This is a genomic window from Poseidonibacter lekithochrous, from assembly GCF_013283835.1.
Taxonomy (GTDB): Bacteria; Campylobacterota; Campylobacteria; order Campylobacterales; family Arcobacteraceae; genus Poseidonibacter; species Poseidonibacter lekithochrous.
Genome location: NZ_CP054052.1, coordinates 3,370,584 through 3,387,847, shown reverse-complemented (window position 1 = coordinate 3,387,847; position 17,264 = coordinate 3,370,584). Strand labels below are relative to the sequence as shown.

The window sequence follows — 17,264 nt, the reverse complement described above, 5'->3', positions numbered from 1 at the left end:
TAAATCCTTTTATATTAAAAGATTTACCCTGACACGGGAGCCTGAAAACATTCTCATTTTATTGAGCATAGAGTTAACCACTCTTCGGAATCAATTAATTCCTATAAGGCATGATGTAATTATTACACACCAATTCTTAATATTAGATTAAACAAAATAGAGAAATAAAAAAAGGTTGAATAAATATCCAACCTTTTTCTAGTATTAATAGTTTAATATTGTTATTGAAGTAATCTTGTAACATTTTGTTGAACATTATTAGCTTGACTCATTGCATAAGTACCTGCTTGTGAAATAATATTTAATTTATTGAAGTTAGCCGATTCAGCTGCGTAATCAACATCTCTAATAACAGATTCAGCAGCTTTAATATTAGTTTGCTGAGTCATTTGGTTTCTAACAGCTGACTCTAATTGGTTTTGAGTTGACCCGAAGTCTGCTCTCCATCCATTTAGTGTATTAAGTGCGCTATCTATATCATCAAGGAATCCTCTAGCGGCTACAGCTGTAAATGCAGTTGTTCCACCACTTGCTGCAGCAGACTGTAGTGCTTCAAGTGTTAATCCTGAAACATTTGATCTTACTCCACCTGTTGAACCAATTGTGTCACTACTTGTTTCACCCATTTGGAATGTTAATGTTGCTGCAGCTGAAGCAGATGTTGCTCCTTGAAGTAAAGTAGTTCCATTGTAATTTGTTTGCTCAGCAATATTATTTAATTGATTTAACAATTTATCAACATCTTTACCAATAGCTGTTCTACCTTCTTCTGACGTTGTATCAGTGGCAGCTTGAATAAGTTTAGTTTTTACAATATCTAAAATATTAGATTGCTCAGCCATAGCTTTATCAGCAATTTGCATCATTGCAACAGCAGAATTACCATTTGAAATTGCTTGACCAATTGAGCTTGCTTGAGTTCTTAACTTATCAGCAATAGCTAACCCAGAAGCATCATCAGAAGCTTTATTTATTCTAAGTCCTGATGACAATTTTGATAAAGAGTTTGTTAACTTATTATTCGTATTAGTATTTGCTTCTTGTGCTGCTAATGAAGCAATATTTGTATTTATTTTCATTTTCTGACCTTATTTTAGGGTTCTACATTACATATATACATGATTCTACCTAAGCTAAAATTAATTTTTGGTTAAAATAACACCTGTTTCAATGTGATTAGTGTATGCAAACTGATCAAATAATGCAAATTTATCTATTTTATGAGTCTTAGTTAGCTCTTCTAAATCTCTATGCAATGTCTCTGGATTACACGAAATATAGATAATTTGATCATAAGAAGTAACTAGTGATCTTGTTAAATCATCAAGTCCAGCCCTTGGAGGATCTACGAAAATTGAATCAAATTTATACTCTTTTAAATCAATATCTTTTAATCTTTGAAATACTCTTTTTGACTCTAAAGCTTCTACGAATTCTTCTGCACTCATTCTAATAAAATCGATATTTGTATTGTTATTTAATTCACAGTTTGTTTTTGCAGAATTAATTGATGTTTTTGAAATTTCTGTTGCTAATACTTTTCTAAATTTTGTTGATAATGGAATAGTGAAATTACCCCCACCACAGTATAGTTCACATAAATCATTTTGGGATTGTTCAATATTATTTAAAACCCATTCAATCATTTTTACATTTACTTTTGTATTAGGTTGAGTGAATCCACCTTCTTTATATTGGAATTTATAATCATCACCATTGATGTTTAGCGTTTCGCTAATAAAATCTTCTGTTAAAACAACTTTTTGTTTTCTAGATCTTCCAATAATTTTAATATCATATTTTTCTTCTAGCTTCTTAGCTTCAATATTCCAGTTTTCATCTAGTTTTCTGTGATAAATTAGTGTAACTAACATATCATTTGTCGTAGATCCTAAGAACTCAACAGCATAAATTTTAAAAGCCATTGTTTCATTCGCTTGAATATCTGCTAGTAAGCCTGGCATAATACTTTGTATTTCCAAGCTTACGATTTGACAGGAATTGATTTCTAAAGTAGTTTTTTCTAAACTAGTCATTGCATAAGATAATGTAGGTTTATCATTTTTGTCGAAATTCTTCCAAATTCTAAATTCAGCTCTATTTCTGAAGTTTTGTGGTGCACTTGTGATGATGTCAAACTTATCATTTGTAAAATTTGAAAATCTTGTTTCTTCTCTTTGTTTTTTAAATTCTAGTTGCTCTTCATAAGTTTTGTCGTGTAGTGTACATGAACCACACTTACCAAAATATTCACAATTCATCAATTATCCTCTTTTGTTTAATGCGATATTATATAGTATTTACTATAATACGCCCATGAAAGAAAATTGGCAAGAACAACTACACACCCTTTTAAATTGTGATTTAAAATCATTATATCCTTTAGCTAGAAGCCTTAATAGAAAACTGGAATTCTATGTAGGACCTACAAACTCTGGTAAAACATATAATGCAATGCAGAAATTAAAAGAATCAAACTCAGGTCTATACTTAGCACCATTACGATTATTAGCCCTAGAAGGTTATGAAGATTTAAAAGCTTCAAAAATGGATGCATCCCTAATTACAGGGGAAGAACAAATGTTAAATGAAGATGCAGCACATGTATGTTCAACTATTGAAATGATTGACTTTGATTTAGATGTTGATGTTGCTGTTATAGATGAAGTTCAAATGCTTGATGATGCAGATAGAGGTTGGGCATGGGTTAATGCAATTATTGGATGTCCTGCAAAAAAAGTAATTATGACAGGTTCTGTAAATGCGTTAGAAGCTGTTAAAAAAATTGCATCTTATTTAGATGAAGAACTTGAAATTGTAAGACATAAAAGAAAAAATGAATTAAAAATTTTACCAAAACATATATCTTTAGATAATTTAAGACCAGCAACTGCTCTTATTGCTTTTTCAAGATCTGACGTTTTAAAATTTAAACAAAAATTACAAAAGAAATATAGAGTTTCTGTAATTTATGGAAACTTATCACCAGAAGTAAGACGTGATGAAGCTAGAAGATTTAGAGAAGGAAAATCAGAAATTTTAATTGCAACAGATGCAATTGCAATGGGATTAAATCTTCCAATTGAAACAATTTTATTTACAACTGATACAAAATTTGATGGTATTAGTAAAAGAAAAATTAATGTAAATGAAATAGTTCAAATAGCAGGACGTGCTGGAAGATTTGGACAGTTTGAAGCAGGATTCCTAGGTGCAACGAAAAGAGATGTCTTATCTCATATAGAAGAAGAGTATCAAAAACCTGTAAAAACTATTAAACCTCCATTTAAAGTAAAAATTAATGCTGGACAATTAGAAGGCTTAGCTAGTCATATTAAAACAAATTCTTTAACAAAGATATTAAACTATTTTGCAAAAAATATGATTTTCTCAGGACCTTTTGTAGCCGCAAACTTATCTTCAATGTTGGAAGCTTCAAGAATTGTAGATACTAGACATAATTTAAAACTAGAAGATAAATACCTTCTTGCACAAGCTCCAATTTCTACTAGATCACAGATTATATTACAAGCTTATCAAGCTTATATTGCTTCAATTATCAAAAAGAAACAGTGTCATTATAAACCATCAATTACACTTCCAAAAAAAGCAATTACTCAAAGAGATTTATTATTAGTTGAGGATGAAGTTAAGAAAATATCTTTATATTTATGGCTTTCTTACAAGATGCCAGAAATCTTTCCTGATCATGATAAAGCATATATTTTAAGAAATTCTTTTAATTCTTTTATAGAGAAATCATTAAAAATGAATTTAATAAGTGATAGTAACAATAGACCTAACACTAGAAATAACTATAAGAGAACAGATTCAAAAGAAAGAGATGGAAAAAATAACAAAAATAGATCTTTTACAGAATCTAGAAGAAGAAAAAGATATTAAATAAAAAAATTAATAAAAACTTAGGTAAAATAAGTCAAAAATCTATAGCTGGTTATTAAGGATTTATGTATGTTAAAGTTGTTCAAGGGTAATACCTCAGAAGTTTTGGAAAAAGAGCTTCTAAAAAGTACTGTGGATGCAGATAAAGTACAAAAACTTATTAACAATGGCATAGACATAAATCAAAGAGATGAAAAAGGAAGAACCTTTCTTTTTTCTCTTGCTTCAAAAAGAAAAATCGATGCAATTAAAATTCTTCTAAATAATAAAATAGATATTAATATAGAAGATGACTATGGAAAAACTGTTTTAGCAGAAGCTGTATCAAAAGGTGATGGAATGATGATTCGTTTCCTTTTAGATAATGGTGCTTCTGTAAATCACAAAAACTCTTCAAATAGAACAATAATTCAAGATGTTGCCCTAGAGGGTGACTATAAAGTATTTAGAATACTTATGAATTATAAACCTGACTTCAATTTAAAAGATAATTACAATAAAACAGTACTCTTTGATGCCGTTGATGGTGGAAATGTTAATATTGTAAAAGAAGTGATTAATAATATTGAGGATATAAATCTTCTTGATGAAAACGGACAAACAGTTCTTTTCTCATCTGTATTAAAAGATGATACTGAGGTTGCTCAAACTTTAGTTTTAAATGGGATTGATTTAAATATTTTAGATGCAAATGGTCAAAATGCCCTTTTTAATACGGTAATAAAAGGAACAAATAATATAGAATTATTAACTCTTTTAATTAGAAAAGGAATTAATCTAAATATAGTTGATAATGAAAATAAGAATATTCTAGATGAAGTTTTATATATTCTGAAATTACAAAAAGGTAATTTAAAAGACTTAGAAGGAAAATATCATTTTATAAAAGAAGATACTAAATATTTAAAACTAGTATCTTTAATGATTGAATATGGTTTCTATATTGATAAGTTTGATGATGAAGGTAATACGACTTTAAGTAAAGAAGTGGAAAAAAAGCATTACAACAATATAGAATTTTTACTTGAATCAGGTGCGAATATAAATGTTCGAGATGAAAAAGGAAAAACGCTTTTATATCCAGAAATTCTAAAAGGTCATACTAATCTTAAAATGATTTCGTATTTAATAAAAAATGGTGCAGATATTGAAAATAGAGATGATCAAGAAAAAACAATTTTTGACTATTTAATTGAAAAAATAGTTAAAAGTGATGTATCTGTCCTAGATGATGAAGAAGATGACGATAAGAACTATTTATTATTGTTTAAAAAACTTTTACCTTTAAAACCAAAATTAGATAGAGTTAAATTAAGTGGTCGAACAATTTTATTTGAAGTAGTGAATTATAATCATTTTGAGTTAGTTCGTATTTTATTGAATTATGGGATGAATCCAAATTTAATAGATAAAGAAGGTAATACTCCTTTGTCTATTTTAGTGGAAGAGGGTCTTAAAGTAAAAGATAAAGAAGAAAAAGAACGATTTTTAGAAAGACTAGTATTCTTTTTAAAGTTTAGAGTAAATGTAGAAGCTCAAGATTTAGAGGGAAAAACAGTTTATCATAAAGCTGTAATTGCAAATGATTTAGATGTTGTAGAAAAACTTTTAACAAAAAAAGCAGATTTAAATGTTAAAGATAAACAAGGTAGAACAGCACTTCATCATACTCAATGGAATGGTAATTATAAAATTGCTAGATGGTTAATCGCTTCTGGTGCTAATATGAATGAACCAGATAATGCAGGGTTTACATTATTGAATTATGCAGCAATTTTCGGTCATGTAAAATTAATTATTGCACTTATTGCTTCGGGAGTTTTAATGTATAATAGAAATCCAAAAAGTAAAAAAGTGGCACAATTTTTTAAAAATAAAGAAAATAATCTTGAGAAATTATTAAATAGTAATATAAGTGATGATAAAATGCAAAGATCGTTAACGGAAGTTGCAGAGAATTTAAAAAAAGAAATAAAAGAAGTATTAGAAGGATAATAATGAACAACAAATCAATCATAATTTTAGCTGCAGGTGCAGGTACGCGAATGAAATCAACAACTCCAAAGGTTTTACATAAAATCTCTGGTAAATCAATGTTGTATTATTCAATCAAAGAAGCACTAAAATTAAGTGATGATATTACTGTTGTTTTATACCACCAAGCTTCAAGAGTACAAGAAGAAATGGAAAAACATTTCGAAGGTATCAATTATGTAATCCAAGACCATGCAAATTATCCAGGAACTGGTGGAGCTGTAATGGGTATTACACCAAAATATGATCAAGTATTAGTTCTAAATGGTGATATGCCTTTAATTCAAGCAGAAGAATTAAAAAAGTTTGATATAGAAGCAACTATTGTTATGTCTGTTTTAGAGCTTGATAGTGCTGATGGATATGGTAGAGTTATTGTTGAGAATGGATCTGTTAAAAAAATCGTTGAACAAAAAGATGCAAATGAAGAAGAATTAGCAGTTACAACTGCCAATGCAGGTATTTACCAATTTGAAACAAAATTCTTACTTGAAAATCTTCCAAAACTATCAAATGATAATGCTCAAGCAGAGTATTACATCACAGATTTAATTGAAATGGCAATTAATGAAGGAAAAGTATTAAAACCACTTGCAGTTAATGTTGAAAACTTCAAAGGTGTTAATTCAAAAGTTGAGTTAACAGATGCAGAAGTAATTCACCAAAATAGAATTAAAAATGAGTTCTTGAAAGCTGGTGTTATTATGAGATTGCCTGATACTATTTATATAGAAGAGGGTGTTTGTATTGAAGGTGAATCTATTTTAGAAAATGGAGTTACATTACTTGGAAATACGAAAATTGTAAATTCTCATATTAAAACAAATACTATTATTGAAGATTCAATTTTAGTTGACTCTGATGCTGGACCAATGGCTAGAATTAGACCAGGAAGTGAACTTAATAAAACACACATTGGAAACTTCGTTGAAACAAAAAAAGCTAAGTTAAATGGTGTAAAAGCTGGTCATTTATCATATCTTGGTGATTGTGAAATAAATGAAGGTACAAATATAGGTTGTGGAACAATTACTTGTAATTATGATGGAATTAATAAATATAAGACTATTATTGGTAAAAATGTATTTGTAGGTTCTGATACTCAATTAGTAGCTCCTGTGAATGTTGCTGATAATACAATGATTGCTGCAGGTTCAACTGTAACAACAGACGTAAAAGAAGGTCAACTTTATATGAGTCGAGCTAAGAAAAGAGCAGTTGAAGGATACTTCTTTAAGCATTTTGAAAAATAAAAAATAGAGAATTTAAATGTTATTAAAAGATAAAAAAATATTAGTTGCAGTGACTGGTTCAATTGCAATTTACAAAACTTTAGAATTAATTAGATTATATATAAAAGCAGGCGCTAAAGTTAGAGTTATAATGACTGAAGGTGCCAAAAAATTCATTTCACCTATTACTTTTGAGGCTATTTCTCAAAGTAAAGTTTTGGATGAATCAAATGAATCTTGGGATAAAAACCAAGATTACAATCATATTGATATTGGTAAGTGGTCTGATATTTTTGTAATTGCTCCATGTTCTGCAAACACTATTAATAAATTATCAAATGGTTTAGCTGATAATTTATTAACTCAAGTAGCTTTAGCATATCCTAGAATGAAGATTCTTGCACCTGCTGCTAATACTAATATGTTAAGAAATCCAGTTACTCAAGCAAGTATTAAAATGCTTAAGCTTTGTAACTTTGAGATAATTGAGTCACAAACTAAAGAGTTAGTGTGTAAAGATGTTGGGGATGGAGCTATGTCTGATCCTGAAGCAATTTTTTATGCAAGTGCTCGAGAGCTTTTAAAAGAAGAGTATTGGGTAAATAGAAAAGTTGTATTAAGTGGCGGCGGAACAGTAGAAAAAATTGATGATGTAAGATATATCTCAAATTATTCATCTGGTAAGATGGCAAGCTCATTAGCTTTAAGCCTTTATTTAAAAGGTGCAGAAGTATGTTTAGTAAGCACTCGTGGTTACGAGAATTTACCAAAAGATATCCATGTTATTCCTGTTCAAAGTAGTTCTGAAATGTATGAATATTTAGTAGATTCTGTAAGAGTTGCTAAAAAAGGTGTAATGACAAAAACTACACTTATGGATGCTTCAAGACCAGAGCTTATTCAAAAAACTCCATATTTATTTATGGTAGCAGCTGTAAGTGATTATGTTCCATCTTTCCCTCAAGATGGGAAAATGAAAAAAGATATGATTGGCTCTTCTTGGGATTTAAATCTAAAACAAAATATTGATATCTTAAGTTCATTAAACAAATCAGAAATGATTTCAATTGGTTTTAAAGCTGAAATGGATGAAGTAAGTGCTTTAAACAATGCAAGTTCAATGTTAGAAAAGAAAAACCTTGATGGTGTTTGTTTAAATATCTTAGGAGATGAAAACTCTTTTGGTTCAGACTCAAATGAAATTGAACTAATGTTAAAAAACAACTCTTATTCATTTAAAGGTGAAAAGTTAGAAATTTCACTTGGTATTTTAAATAGATTACAAAATGAGTTTAAAGAAAATGAATAATCAAAATATGCCTGCACATATTGCCATGATTATGGATGGTAATGGTAGATGGGCAAAAGAAAGAGGTCTTAAACGAACAGCTGGCCATGAAGAAGGCGCAAAAGTTGTTCGAGAGATAACTAAATATTGCTCAAATATTGGAATTAAATATTTGACTTTATATGCTTTCTCAACAGAAAACTGGCAAAGACCAAAACTAGAAGTAGAGTTCTTAATGAAATTACTTGATAGATATTTTAAAAAAGAACTTCCAATTTATTTAGAGAATAATGTACGATTTAAACCTATTGGGGATTTGTCTAGATTCTCAAAATATTTACAAAAAACAATAAGAGATGTTGAAGAAAAAACATCTCATTGTACAGGGCTTACTCAAGTTTTAGCATTAAATTATGGTTCAAAAGATGAAATTATAAGAGCTATTAAAAAATTAAATGAACAAGAACTTGAAGTAAGTGAAGAAAATCTTGAATCGTGTTTAGATACAGCAGGTATGCCTGGTGTTGATATTATGATTAGAACAAGTGGTGAAGTTAGATTATCTAATTATCTTTTATGGCAAAATGCTTATGCTGAAATGTTCTTTACTCCAACGTATTGGCCTGATTTTAATTCAAGTGAATTAGATGATATCATAAGTGACTTTGTCAAACGTGAGAGAAGATTTGGAGGTATTTAGTTTTATTTTTGGTGCTGTTATTGGTTCATTTTTAAATGTACTAATCTCACGGCTTCCAAAAAATGAATCTATAGTAAGTCCAAGAAGCTTCTGTCCTTCTTGTAAAAATACTATTGCTTGGTATTATAATATTCCTCTGTTTTCATATATATTCTTAAGAGCAAAATGTGCTTATTGTAAAACAAAAATACCTTTTAGATATTTTATTGTTGAGTTTTTAAGTGCTTTATTTACTCTTCTTTTATTTCAAGAATTTGGAATAGGTTTAGAGTTTGCACTTTTTAGTATTTTTATTTATGTTTTAATTACATTGTCTTTTATAGATTTTGAATATAAAGCAGTTCCTGATTATTTATTACTAATGGCTTTTGTTTTATCTTTATTCATTACAACTTACCCAATAATTGAAGCTTTGAAAAATGCATTTATGTTTTGTGGTGCCTTTGTTTTATTGAATTTTATTCTAACTTTTTATATCCAAAATATAAAATCAAGACTAACAAAAGATGAAAGTTTAAGAACTCAAGAAGCATTAGGTGAGGGTGATATTCCAATAATTGCAGCTATTGCAATTATCTTAGGAATAAAAGGTGCATTAATTGCAGTGTTTTTAGCGGCAATTTTTGCTATAATACCATCTATTTATTCCATCTTTATAAAAAAAGACATTCAAACTCCATTTATTCCATACTTAGTTTTAGGATTATTATTTGAATATTTTTTTAGATTAGAAGATTTATTAAAGGTTATTTATTGAAATTAAAACACTATTTGTATTCACAATTAGCAATTACATTTTTCCCTATTTTTTTCGGATTATATTTTATTACATCAGTAGTTTTTTTAGTAAAAATTGCAGCATTAACATCAATTATTACAATTAATGTATTTGAATTATTTACATTATACTCTTATGTAATACCTCAAATTTTATTTTATACTATGCCGATTTCATTTTTTATTTCATTGGTAATAACATTATCAAAACTTGCAAGTGAGTATGAACTTACGGTAATTACGTCATTTGGCTTAAACCCTGTAAAAATTATGAGAATATTTTTACCAGTAACTTTACTTTTATCAATAGCTTTAGTTGTTGTTTCTGTAGGTTTAATTCCTAAAACAAAGTTTTTAACAAAACAGTTTTTAGATATTAAGAAAAAAGAAGCAAACTTCAATATTAAAGCCTCAGAATTTGGTCAAAAGTTTGGGGAATGGTTGATTTATATTCAAGATAAAGATGATAAAAAATATTATGAAATAAAATTATTTAAAACTGAAAACAATCAAGAACAATTCATAATTAGTAAGTCAGCAGTACTAAATAATGATAATGGAGAACTTAGTTTTAACCTTTCAAAAGGAAAAGCATTTTTCATAAAAGATTCTGAAATTAATCAAATTGATTTTAAAACTATGCATATTAATGACTCAATTGCTGATGATGAAATGAATATTTTTACAACAACATATAATTATTGGAAAGAAAAAATCCAAAGAAAACAAGATATTGATGATTTGACTTTTTATATTCTAACTTCATTATTTCCAACATTATCACTATTTTTAGTAATTACGTTTGGATATTTTAATCCAAGATATGAGAAAAATAGAGCAGTTGCATATTCACTTGTAGCTGTTGTTTTATTTTATGTTGTAGTTAAATCCCTAGGAGATAAAATTCTCTTACATAGTTTATACGCAGTTCCTTTTGTTTGGCTTTTAGGAACTTATTTTATTTATACAAGAACTGTAAAAAAAGAGTATTAATAATATATGAACGCAAAATTTAATATCTCTTATGATGGTTCTGTTTTTCAAGGATCACAAAGACAACCTAATGGTTTAACAGTTGAGAATGCTTTATTAAAAGCATTTAAACGTGTAAATATTGAAACAAATATAGTTTTAAGTGGAAGAACAGATAGGGATGTTCATGCTACAGGACAGGTATTTAACTGTATTCTTCCAGATTTTTGGAATAACTTCGATAAGTTAAAAGATGTTATGAATAAACATCTTCCAAGCTCTATAAAAATTAATCATATATCTTTAGTTCCTAATGACTTTCACTCACGATTTCATGCTAGAAAAAGAGTTTATAGATATGTGATTACTACAAAACATACAACACCATTTAATGATAAATTTGTAACCTATGTACCTTCAATAAATGAAGAACTTATGAAAGAAGCAATAAAAGAGTTTATAGGTGAATATGATTTTGAGTATTTTCATAAAGTAGGTAGTGATAAAGAAAACACAGTACGTGAAATCTTTGATACTTGTTTTTATAAACACAAAGATATATATGTATTTCGCTTTACCGCTAATTCTTACTTACGTTCACAAATTAGATTAATGGTCGGGTTCTTACTTAAAATAAATATGGGTAAACTTTCAATTATTGATTTAAAAGAACAGTTAAGAATGAAAAAACGTGTCTTTAAAATCCCTGCACCTGCTAATGGTTTGTATTTAGCCCAAATTACTTATTAATATAAAAGGATGATTTTTTATGTGGTTTAGAAAAAAGAAGTTTTATACTTTATCAGATATAAAAAATCAGATTGTTTATACACCCCTTGTTTTTGTAATACTACTTGCAATATTTTCTTCAATAGTAGTAACACTTTTTTATAAGTATCAAGAGTCAAGTAAGATTAAACTATTACTACAAAGTGAGAGTTTTTATAATCAGAATATTCTAAAGAACTATATTGAAACTATTAATATTAAAAGAAGTGAAAGAATAGATTCTGTAGAAAATGATCTTATTAAGTATGTTTACGAACTACAAGGATATGTAAAGTCTTTTACTTTAAGAAATGAAGCTTTAGACGAACAAATGCTTAAGAACTATATTTATATTATGGAAGAAACCAAAGGTATTGAGTTTATACTTTTTAATGCAATAAATTATAAGATTCTTTATGGTGAAGATATTATCAATTATTTGCGTAAACAAACTAATTCAAAAATAAATACTAAAAAATTCAATCATTTTATGCTAAAAAACATTCAATATAACAGTAATGATAATATGACATATTGGATTGATAATGAAAAAAGAGAAGTTAGACTGTCTTACTTTAAATTTGTAGATTTCAAAGGTTTAATGCTTGGGGCTTTTTCTCAAGTTGATGATATGAAAGCACTTACAAAACATGCTATTTTAGGCTCTATTGAAAATACAAGTAATTTAGAAGAAAATGCACATTTTGTTTTTTATGATATTAATGAAAAGCTAGTTTACAACTACAATAATAAAGCAAAAGAAGTATCTGTAAAAGATATTTCTAGATTTGATTTATTAGATAATAATGTCTTTGTATATACCTTCCCAAAGTATAATTACAAAATTATAGTAAAAAATGATTTCCTAAAAGAAGAGATAAGACAGATAAAAATACAACATGAAAATAAACTAATTATTGGAATTTTTATTGTTATATTTATTGCAATTATCTTAATGACAACAGCTAATATTTTTGGTAGATTTATTAATACTATTTTTAATAGATATAACAAAAGATTAGAGAGAAAAAACTTTTTATTAGCAAAATGGAAAGATAGATATGAACTTGCAATTATTGCATCTAATGATGGATTATGGGATATTAATTTAGATACAAATAGAATATTCTTCTCTAATAAATGGCTAAATATGTTTGGTTATAAACGAGATGAAATTCAAAACTTTAAAGAGTGGTTAGCTCTTGTTCATAGTGAAGATAAACAAAAAGTTTTAGATGAGTTTAGTGAGCATATCTCAGGAAAAACAGATCACTTTGTAAGTGAATATAGACTTCGAGAAAAAAGCGGAAACTATAAATGGGTATTAGTTAGAGGAAAAGCTTTTATTAGTGAAAATGTAAATAGAATGCTTATGATGTCAATGGATATTGATGAGAGAATGACTTTAACTAAAGAGCTTAGAAATGTTGAATTACTAACAGAATATGGGCGTATCGTAATTTTTAGATGGAAAAACAATGATGACTTATCAGTAAAATTTGTATCTAAAAGTATTGAAAACTATGGTTATGAAACTGAAGATTTTAAAGAATCAAAAATATCTTATTTTGACTTTGTACATAAAGATGATGTTGAGTCACTAAAAGCTGTTATTAAAAATGCTATTGCATCTGATAAACCATCATTTACTAATATACATAGAGTAATAGATAAAGATGGAAATATTAAATGGGTATTTAATAGAACTATTTTAGTAAAAGATGATTATGGTCGAGTAATTTCATTTTATGGATATCTAAATGATATTACAAAAATCAAAATGAATGAAGAAGAGTTAAAACAAAAAGTTGAAGAAGAAGTTGAAAAAAATATTGAAAAAGATAGACTTTTAATACAACAAAACAAACTAGCTTCTATGGGTGAAATGCTTGGTAATATTGCTCATCAATGGAGACAACCTTTAAATAACACTAGTTTATTAACTCATTTTATTAGAGATAATTATGGAAACTTCACAAAAGATGAGTTAAATGATATTATCAAAGATATTAAAATTCAAATTGACTATATGTCTCAAACTATTGATGATTTTAGGAATTTTTATCAACCAACAAAAGATAGAAAAGTGTTTGATATTAAAGAGTCAATATCTCAAAGTTCAAAAATTGTAGCTACTTCTTTTGAGCAAAATTCAATAAATTTAGAGATTATTGGTGACAAAGTTGAGATTGAAAGTTATGAAAATGAATTTGAACAAGTAATTGTGAATATTCTAAACAATGCAGCTGATGCAGCAATAGTAAAAAAGAAGAAAGAGAAGTTCAAAGCACAAGTAACAATCAATGTAACAAGAGCTGAAAAAACGCAAATTTCTATTTCAAATAACTGTGGAAACATCGATAAAAAGGTAATTGAGAGAATATTTGAACCTTACTTTACTACTAAGTTTGAAAATCAAGGAACAGGTATAGGACTATATATGTCTAAGGTTATTATTGAAAAGAACATGAATGGGAAGATCGAAGCTATAAATACCCAAGATGGGGTTGAGTTTATTATTACTTTTTGAGGTTAATAAAAAATTCGCTATAATATTTGTTATTAATAAAGAGATGAAAGAAGAGAAATGAGTGATTTTACTACAAGAGTATTATTAGTTGAAGATGAAGATGTAGCAAGAAAAACTCTTGCTTTTTATCTGAATACAATTTTTGACGAAGTTGTTGTTGCTCATGATGGGCAAGAAGGTTTTTCAATTATTGAAGACAATTTTAAAGATAATAAGACATTTGATTTAGTTTTAACTGATCTTAAAATGCCTAATATTGATGGTATGGATATGATAGAAGAGATTCTTACTATTATTCCAAATCAAAGATTTATTATTGTTAGTGCTCATAAAAATGAGGAAGATTTATTAAAACTTATTAACCTTAGAGTTCTAGGATATTTTGTTAAACCATTAAATATTGACAATATGATGGAAATGCTTCAAAAAGCTAAAAAAGAAGTATTAGAAGATAAAAAAGAAGTTGAATCTAATGGTGATCTAATTACTATAAATAAGACATATACTTACAATCTTTCTAATGACAAACTTTACAATGAAGAAAATATTGTTAAACTATCTAAAAAAGAGTCTGATATCTTAGGTGTTTTAATTAAAAGTCTTGGAGAAGTTGTATCTGTTGAGTCTTTTAAAGAAGAAGTTTGGGATGATATTAATACTAACGATTCTGCATTTAGAACAGTAATGAAAAGATTAAAAGATAAAATCAAAGATGATGATTTTATTATCTCTCATAAAGGTTATGGATACATAATCGAAAAGCCATTTGTAAAATAAAAATAGTTTTATTTTTATTTTCACATTAAAAAAGGGAAGCTTATATAAGCTTCCCTTTTTTTATAAGTTTACTTCCGCTGTTGAGACTTTTTCAGCTTTCCCTTTTGCTTTTTGCATGAAATAAATCACTGCAAATATAAGTAGACCTATCAGATAAGATAAATGATGATCTGGCAAACTTAAGTACTCTGCCATAATTTTTGGTAAGAACATAAATGGAACAATTGTTAAGAAAATAAATCTCTCAATAATATTTGTTTTAGTTACAAAGTATCCTTGTGTGAAACAAGAGAATGCAACCATACCAATAAATGCTGTAACAAAAATCATTACAATTTCAACAGGATTTGTAATCCAAATCCATCCTTTAGGATCAGCAGGATTCATAGCATCAACACCTGAGATTAATAATAACTCTGGGTTAAAGAAGAACATAAACGGTAAAATCGCTGTTCTAATATCGTATTTAAATCCTTGGATACCAGTCTTAATTGGATCGGCTTTAGCAATACCAGCTGCCGCGTAGGCGGCCAGACCAACAGGTGGGGTGTCATCTGCTAGAATACCAAAGTAGAATACAAATAAGTGAGCAGCAATTGCAGGAATTAAGAATCCATTATCTTGCGCAAGAATTAAAATTACTGGTGCTGTTAACGATGCCATTACAATATAGTTAGCAGTCGTTGGTAAACCCATTCCTAATACTAATGAAACAAAAGCAGCTAAGAATAGAATAATAAAGATATTACCACCAGATAATGATTCAATAACTTCTAATAATACTTGACCTAAACCAGTTAATGTAATAGATCCAACAACAATACCAGCTAATGCTGTAGCAATTGCAATAGGAACCATGTTTTTAGCACCGGCAATCATACCCGCTAAAATATCAACAAAACCACTTAATAAAATCTCTTTAGTAATTTTTTCTTTTGCTAAAATAGCTCTAAATGGATGTTGTACAACCATTAATAACATTAATAACATAATTGCATTAAACGCAGCACTAGCAGCTGATTCTCTTAATACCATTAGTGTATACATCAAGAAGAAAATAGGGACTAAATAGTGAATACCTCTAATAAATGTTTTCCATTTTGGAGGTAAATCTTCATCATCCATTCCTTTAAGACCTAATTTAAGTGCTTCTAAGTGAACAATATAAAATAGTGCAAAATAAGAAACAAAGGCAGGAATAAATGCTGCAATAATTACGTCTGTATATGCCATTCCTAAGAATTCAGCAATAATAAACGCAGCAGCACCCATAACCGGTGGCATCAATTGCCCATTGGTAGAAGAGGCAACTTCAACAGCCCCTGCTTGCTCCGGCCTAAATCCAGCTTTTTTCATTAATGGAATAGTAAATGTACCAGTTGTTACTGTATTAGCAATTGATGAACCAGAGATAATTCCAGTAAACCCAGATGCAACAACAGAAGCTTTTGCAGGACCACCTCTATATTTACCAAGCATTGCAAATGCTAAGTTAATAAAGTACTCACCAGCACCGGCTTTATCTAATAATGAACCAAAAAGTACAAATAAGAATACAAATCCAGCAGATACACCTAATGGAACACCAAAGATACCTTCAGTAGTTAAGAACATATGTCCTGCAAGTTTATTTAATGATGCACCTTTATGGATAATCATTTCAGGCATATAAGGACCTAAAACATCATAAGCTAAGAATACAATAGCAATTATACTAAGTGCAAATCCTAATACTCTTCTTCCAGCTTCAAGTAAAATAACAATACCAAGTAATGCCATGAAAATATCAAGACCAATATAATCACCAGGTCTTTGTGCTAAATCTTCATAGAATACTGCAACATAAGAAGCAGTTGCTACTCCAACACCAGCTAGTGTAAATCCAAACCATCTAATTTTTTGTAAAAAATATGGTTTTCTAAACATTGGGTAAATTAGGAATGCTAATAAAATACCAAATGATAAGTGAATTGATCTTGTTATAGTTGAATTAATAGGTTCAATTACGATATATAATTGAAATAGTGACCAGCTTAAGGCAATAACCGAAATTAACCAAAACTCATAGTGTTGTGCTCCAAAAACTCTTTGTCCTTCAAGTTCATTAACAACAGCTTCAGTTTCGTGTAATTGCTCTTCTTCTAATTCACTAAGTTTATGAGGTTTCTCTTCATAAAGAGGCATAGTAAATCCTTTAAATATTTATATTATTTGTCATACGCCATTCAAAGTTGTTTTAAATTGCGTATAAAAATTAGGGTTCAAGGGCAAAAGCCCTTGAGT

The 17,264-nt window shown here is 28.3% G+C and carries 13 protein-coding genes; 10 read left to right on the top strand and 3 right to left on the bottom strand.

The features are described from left to right. Positions 1 to 221: 221 nt before the first annotated feature. Together ALEK_RS16290 and trmA are read right to left on the bottom strand one after the other, a co-directional pair. Positions 222 to 1,079, bottom strand: a complete 858-nt coding sequence (locus ALEK_RS16290; protein ID WP_108064114.1) for a flagellin — start codon at positions 1,077 to 1,079, stop codon at positions 222 to 224. Between the two features lie 60 nt (positions 1,080 to 1,139). Further along, positions 1,140 to 2,261: a tRNA (uridine(54)-C5)-methyltransferase TrmA gene (gene trmA, locus ALEK_RS16285; RefSeq protein WP_071628200.1), complete on the bottom strand. Its 1,122-nt coding sequence runs from the start codon at positions 2,259 to 2,261 to the stop codon at positions 1,140 to 1,142. A gap of 55 nt (positions 2,262 to 2,316) precedes the next feature. Between trmA and ALEK_RS16280 the strand changes: the two genes are divergently transcribed. The 10 genes from ALEK_RS16280 (at position 2,317) to ALEK_RS16235 (ending at position 14,981) form a co-directional block, all read left to right on the top strand. Further along, a complete protein-coding gene (locus ALEK_RS16280) occupies positions 2,317 to 3,903 on the top strand; it encodes a helicase-related protein (protein ID WP_071628201.1) in 1,587 nt (528 codons plus the stop codon). Between the two features lie 69 nt (positions 3,904 to 3,972). Continuing rightward, a complete protein-coding gene (locus tag ALEK_RS16275; protein ID WP_071628202.1) occupies positions 3,973 to 5,898 on the top strand; it encodes an ankyrin repeat domain-containing protein in 1,926 nt (641 codons plus the stop codon). 2 nt (positions 5,899 to 5,900) lie between these two features. Continuing rightward, entirely contained in the window at positions 5,901 to 7,190 is a 1,290-nt protein-coding gene (gene glmU / locus ALEK_RS16270; protein WP_071628203.1) for a bifunctional UDP-N-acetylglucosamine diphosphorylase/glucosamine-1-phosphate N-acetyltransferase GlmU, read from the top strand. A 16-nt stretch (positions 7,191 to 7,206) separates the two neighbouring features. Then, on the top strand, positions 7,207 to 8,478 hold the full coding sequence (gene coaBC, locus ALEK_RS16265) for a bifunctional phosphopantothenoylcysteine decarboxylase/phosphopantothenate--cysteine ligase CoaBC (RefSeq protein ID WP_071628204.1): 1,272 nt from the start codon (positions 7,207 to 7,209) through the stop codon (positions 8,476 to 8,478). Then, complete coding sequence (locus tag ALEK_RS16260) at positions 8,456 to 9,157, top strand: di-trans,poly-cis-decaprenylcistransferase (protein WP_071628205.1); 702 nt, start codon at positions 8,456 to 8,458, stop codon at positions 9,155 to 9,157. The genes coaBC and ALEK_RS16260 overlap by 23 nt, the downstream gene beginning before the upstream one ends. After that, positions 9,132 to 9,914, top strand: coding sequence for a prepilin peptidase (locus ALEK_RS16255; RefSeq protein ID WP_228289357.1), 783 nt, complete (start codon positions 9,132 to 9,134; stop codon positions 9,912 to 9,914). The genes ALEK_RS16260 and ALEK_RS16255 overlap by 26 nt, the downstream gene beginning before the upstream one ends. Beyond that, on the top strand, positions 9,911 to 10,927 hold the full coding sequence (locus ALEK_RS16250) for an LptF/LptG family permease (RefSeq protein WP_071628207.1): 1,017 nt from the start codon (positions 9,911 to 9,913) through the stop codon (positions 10,925 to 10,927). The genes ALEK_RS16255 and ALEK_RS16250 overlap by 4 nt, the downstream gene beginning before the upstream one ends. A gap of 6 nt (positions 10,928 to 10,933) precedes the next feature. Continuing rightward, positions 10,934 to 11,656 carry a tRNA pseudouridine(38-40) synthase TruA gene (gene truA, locus ALEK_RS16245; RefSeq protein ID WP_071628208.1) on the top strand — a complete coding sequence of 241 codons (723 nt, stop codon included), beginning with the start codon at positions 10,934 to 10,936 and terminating at the stop codon, positions 11,654 to 11,656. A gap of 19 nt (positions 11,657 to 11,675) precedes the next feature. After that, the gene (locus ALEK_RS16240) at positions 11,676 to 14,204 is read left to right on the top strand and encodes a PAS domain-containing sensor histidine kinase (protein ID WP_071628209.1); all 2,529 of its coding nucleotides are present in this window, start codon (positions 11,676 to 11,678) and stop codon (positions 14,202 to 14,204) included. Positions 14,205 to 14,261: 57 nt separating this feature from the next. Then, complete coding sequence (locus tag ALEK_RS16235) at positions 14,262 to 14,981, top strand: response regulator transcription factor (protein WP_071628210.1); 720 nt, start codon at positions 14,262 to 14,264, stop codon at positions 14,979 to 14,981. 60 nt (positions 14,982 to 15,041) lie between these two features. Here ALEK_RS16235 and ALEK_RS16230 read toward each other — a convergent pair whose 3' ends face one another. Next, positions 15,042 to 17,165, bottom strand: coding sequence for a TRAP transporter permease (locus ALEK_RS16230; protein WP_071628211.1), 2,124 nt, complete (start codon positions 17,163 to 17,165; stop codon positions 15,042 to 15,044). Positions 17,166 to 17,264 lie beyond the last annotated feature (99 nt).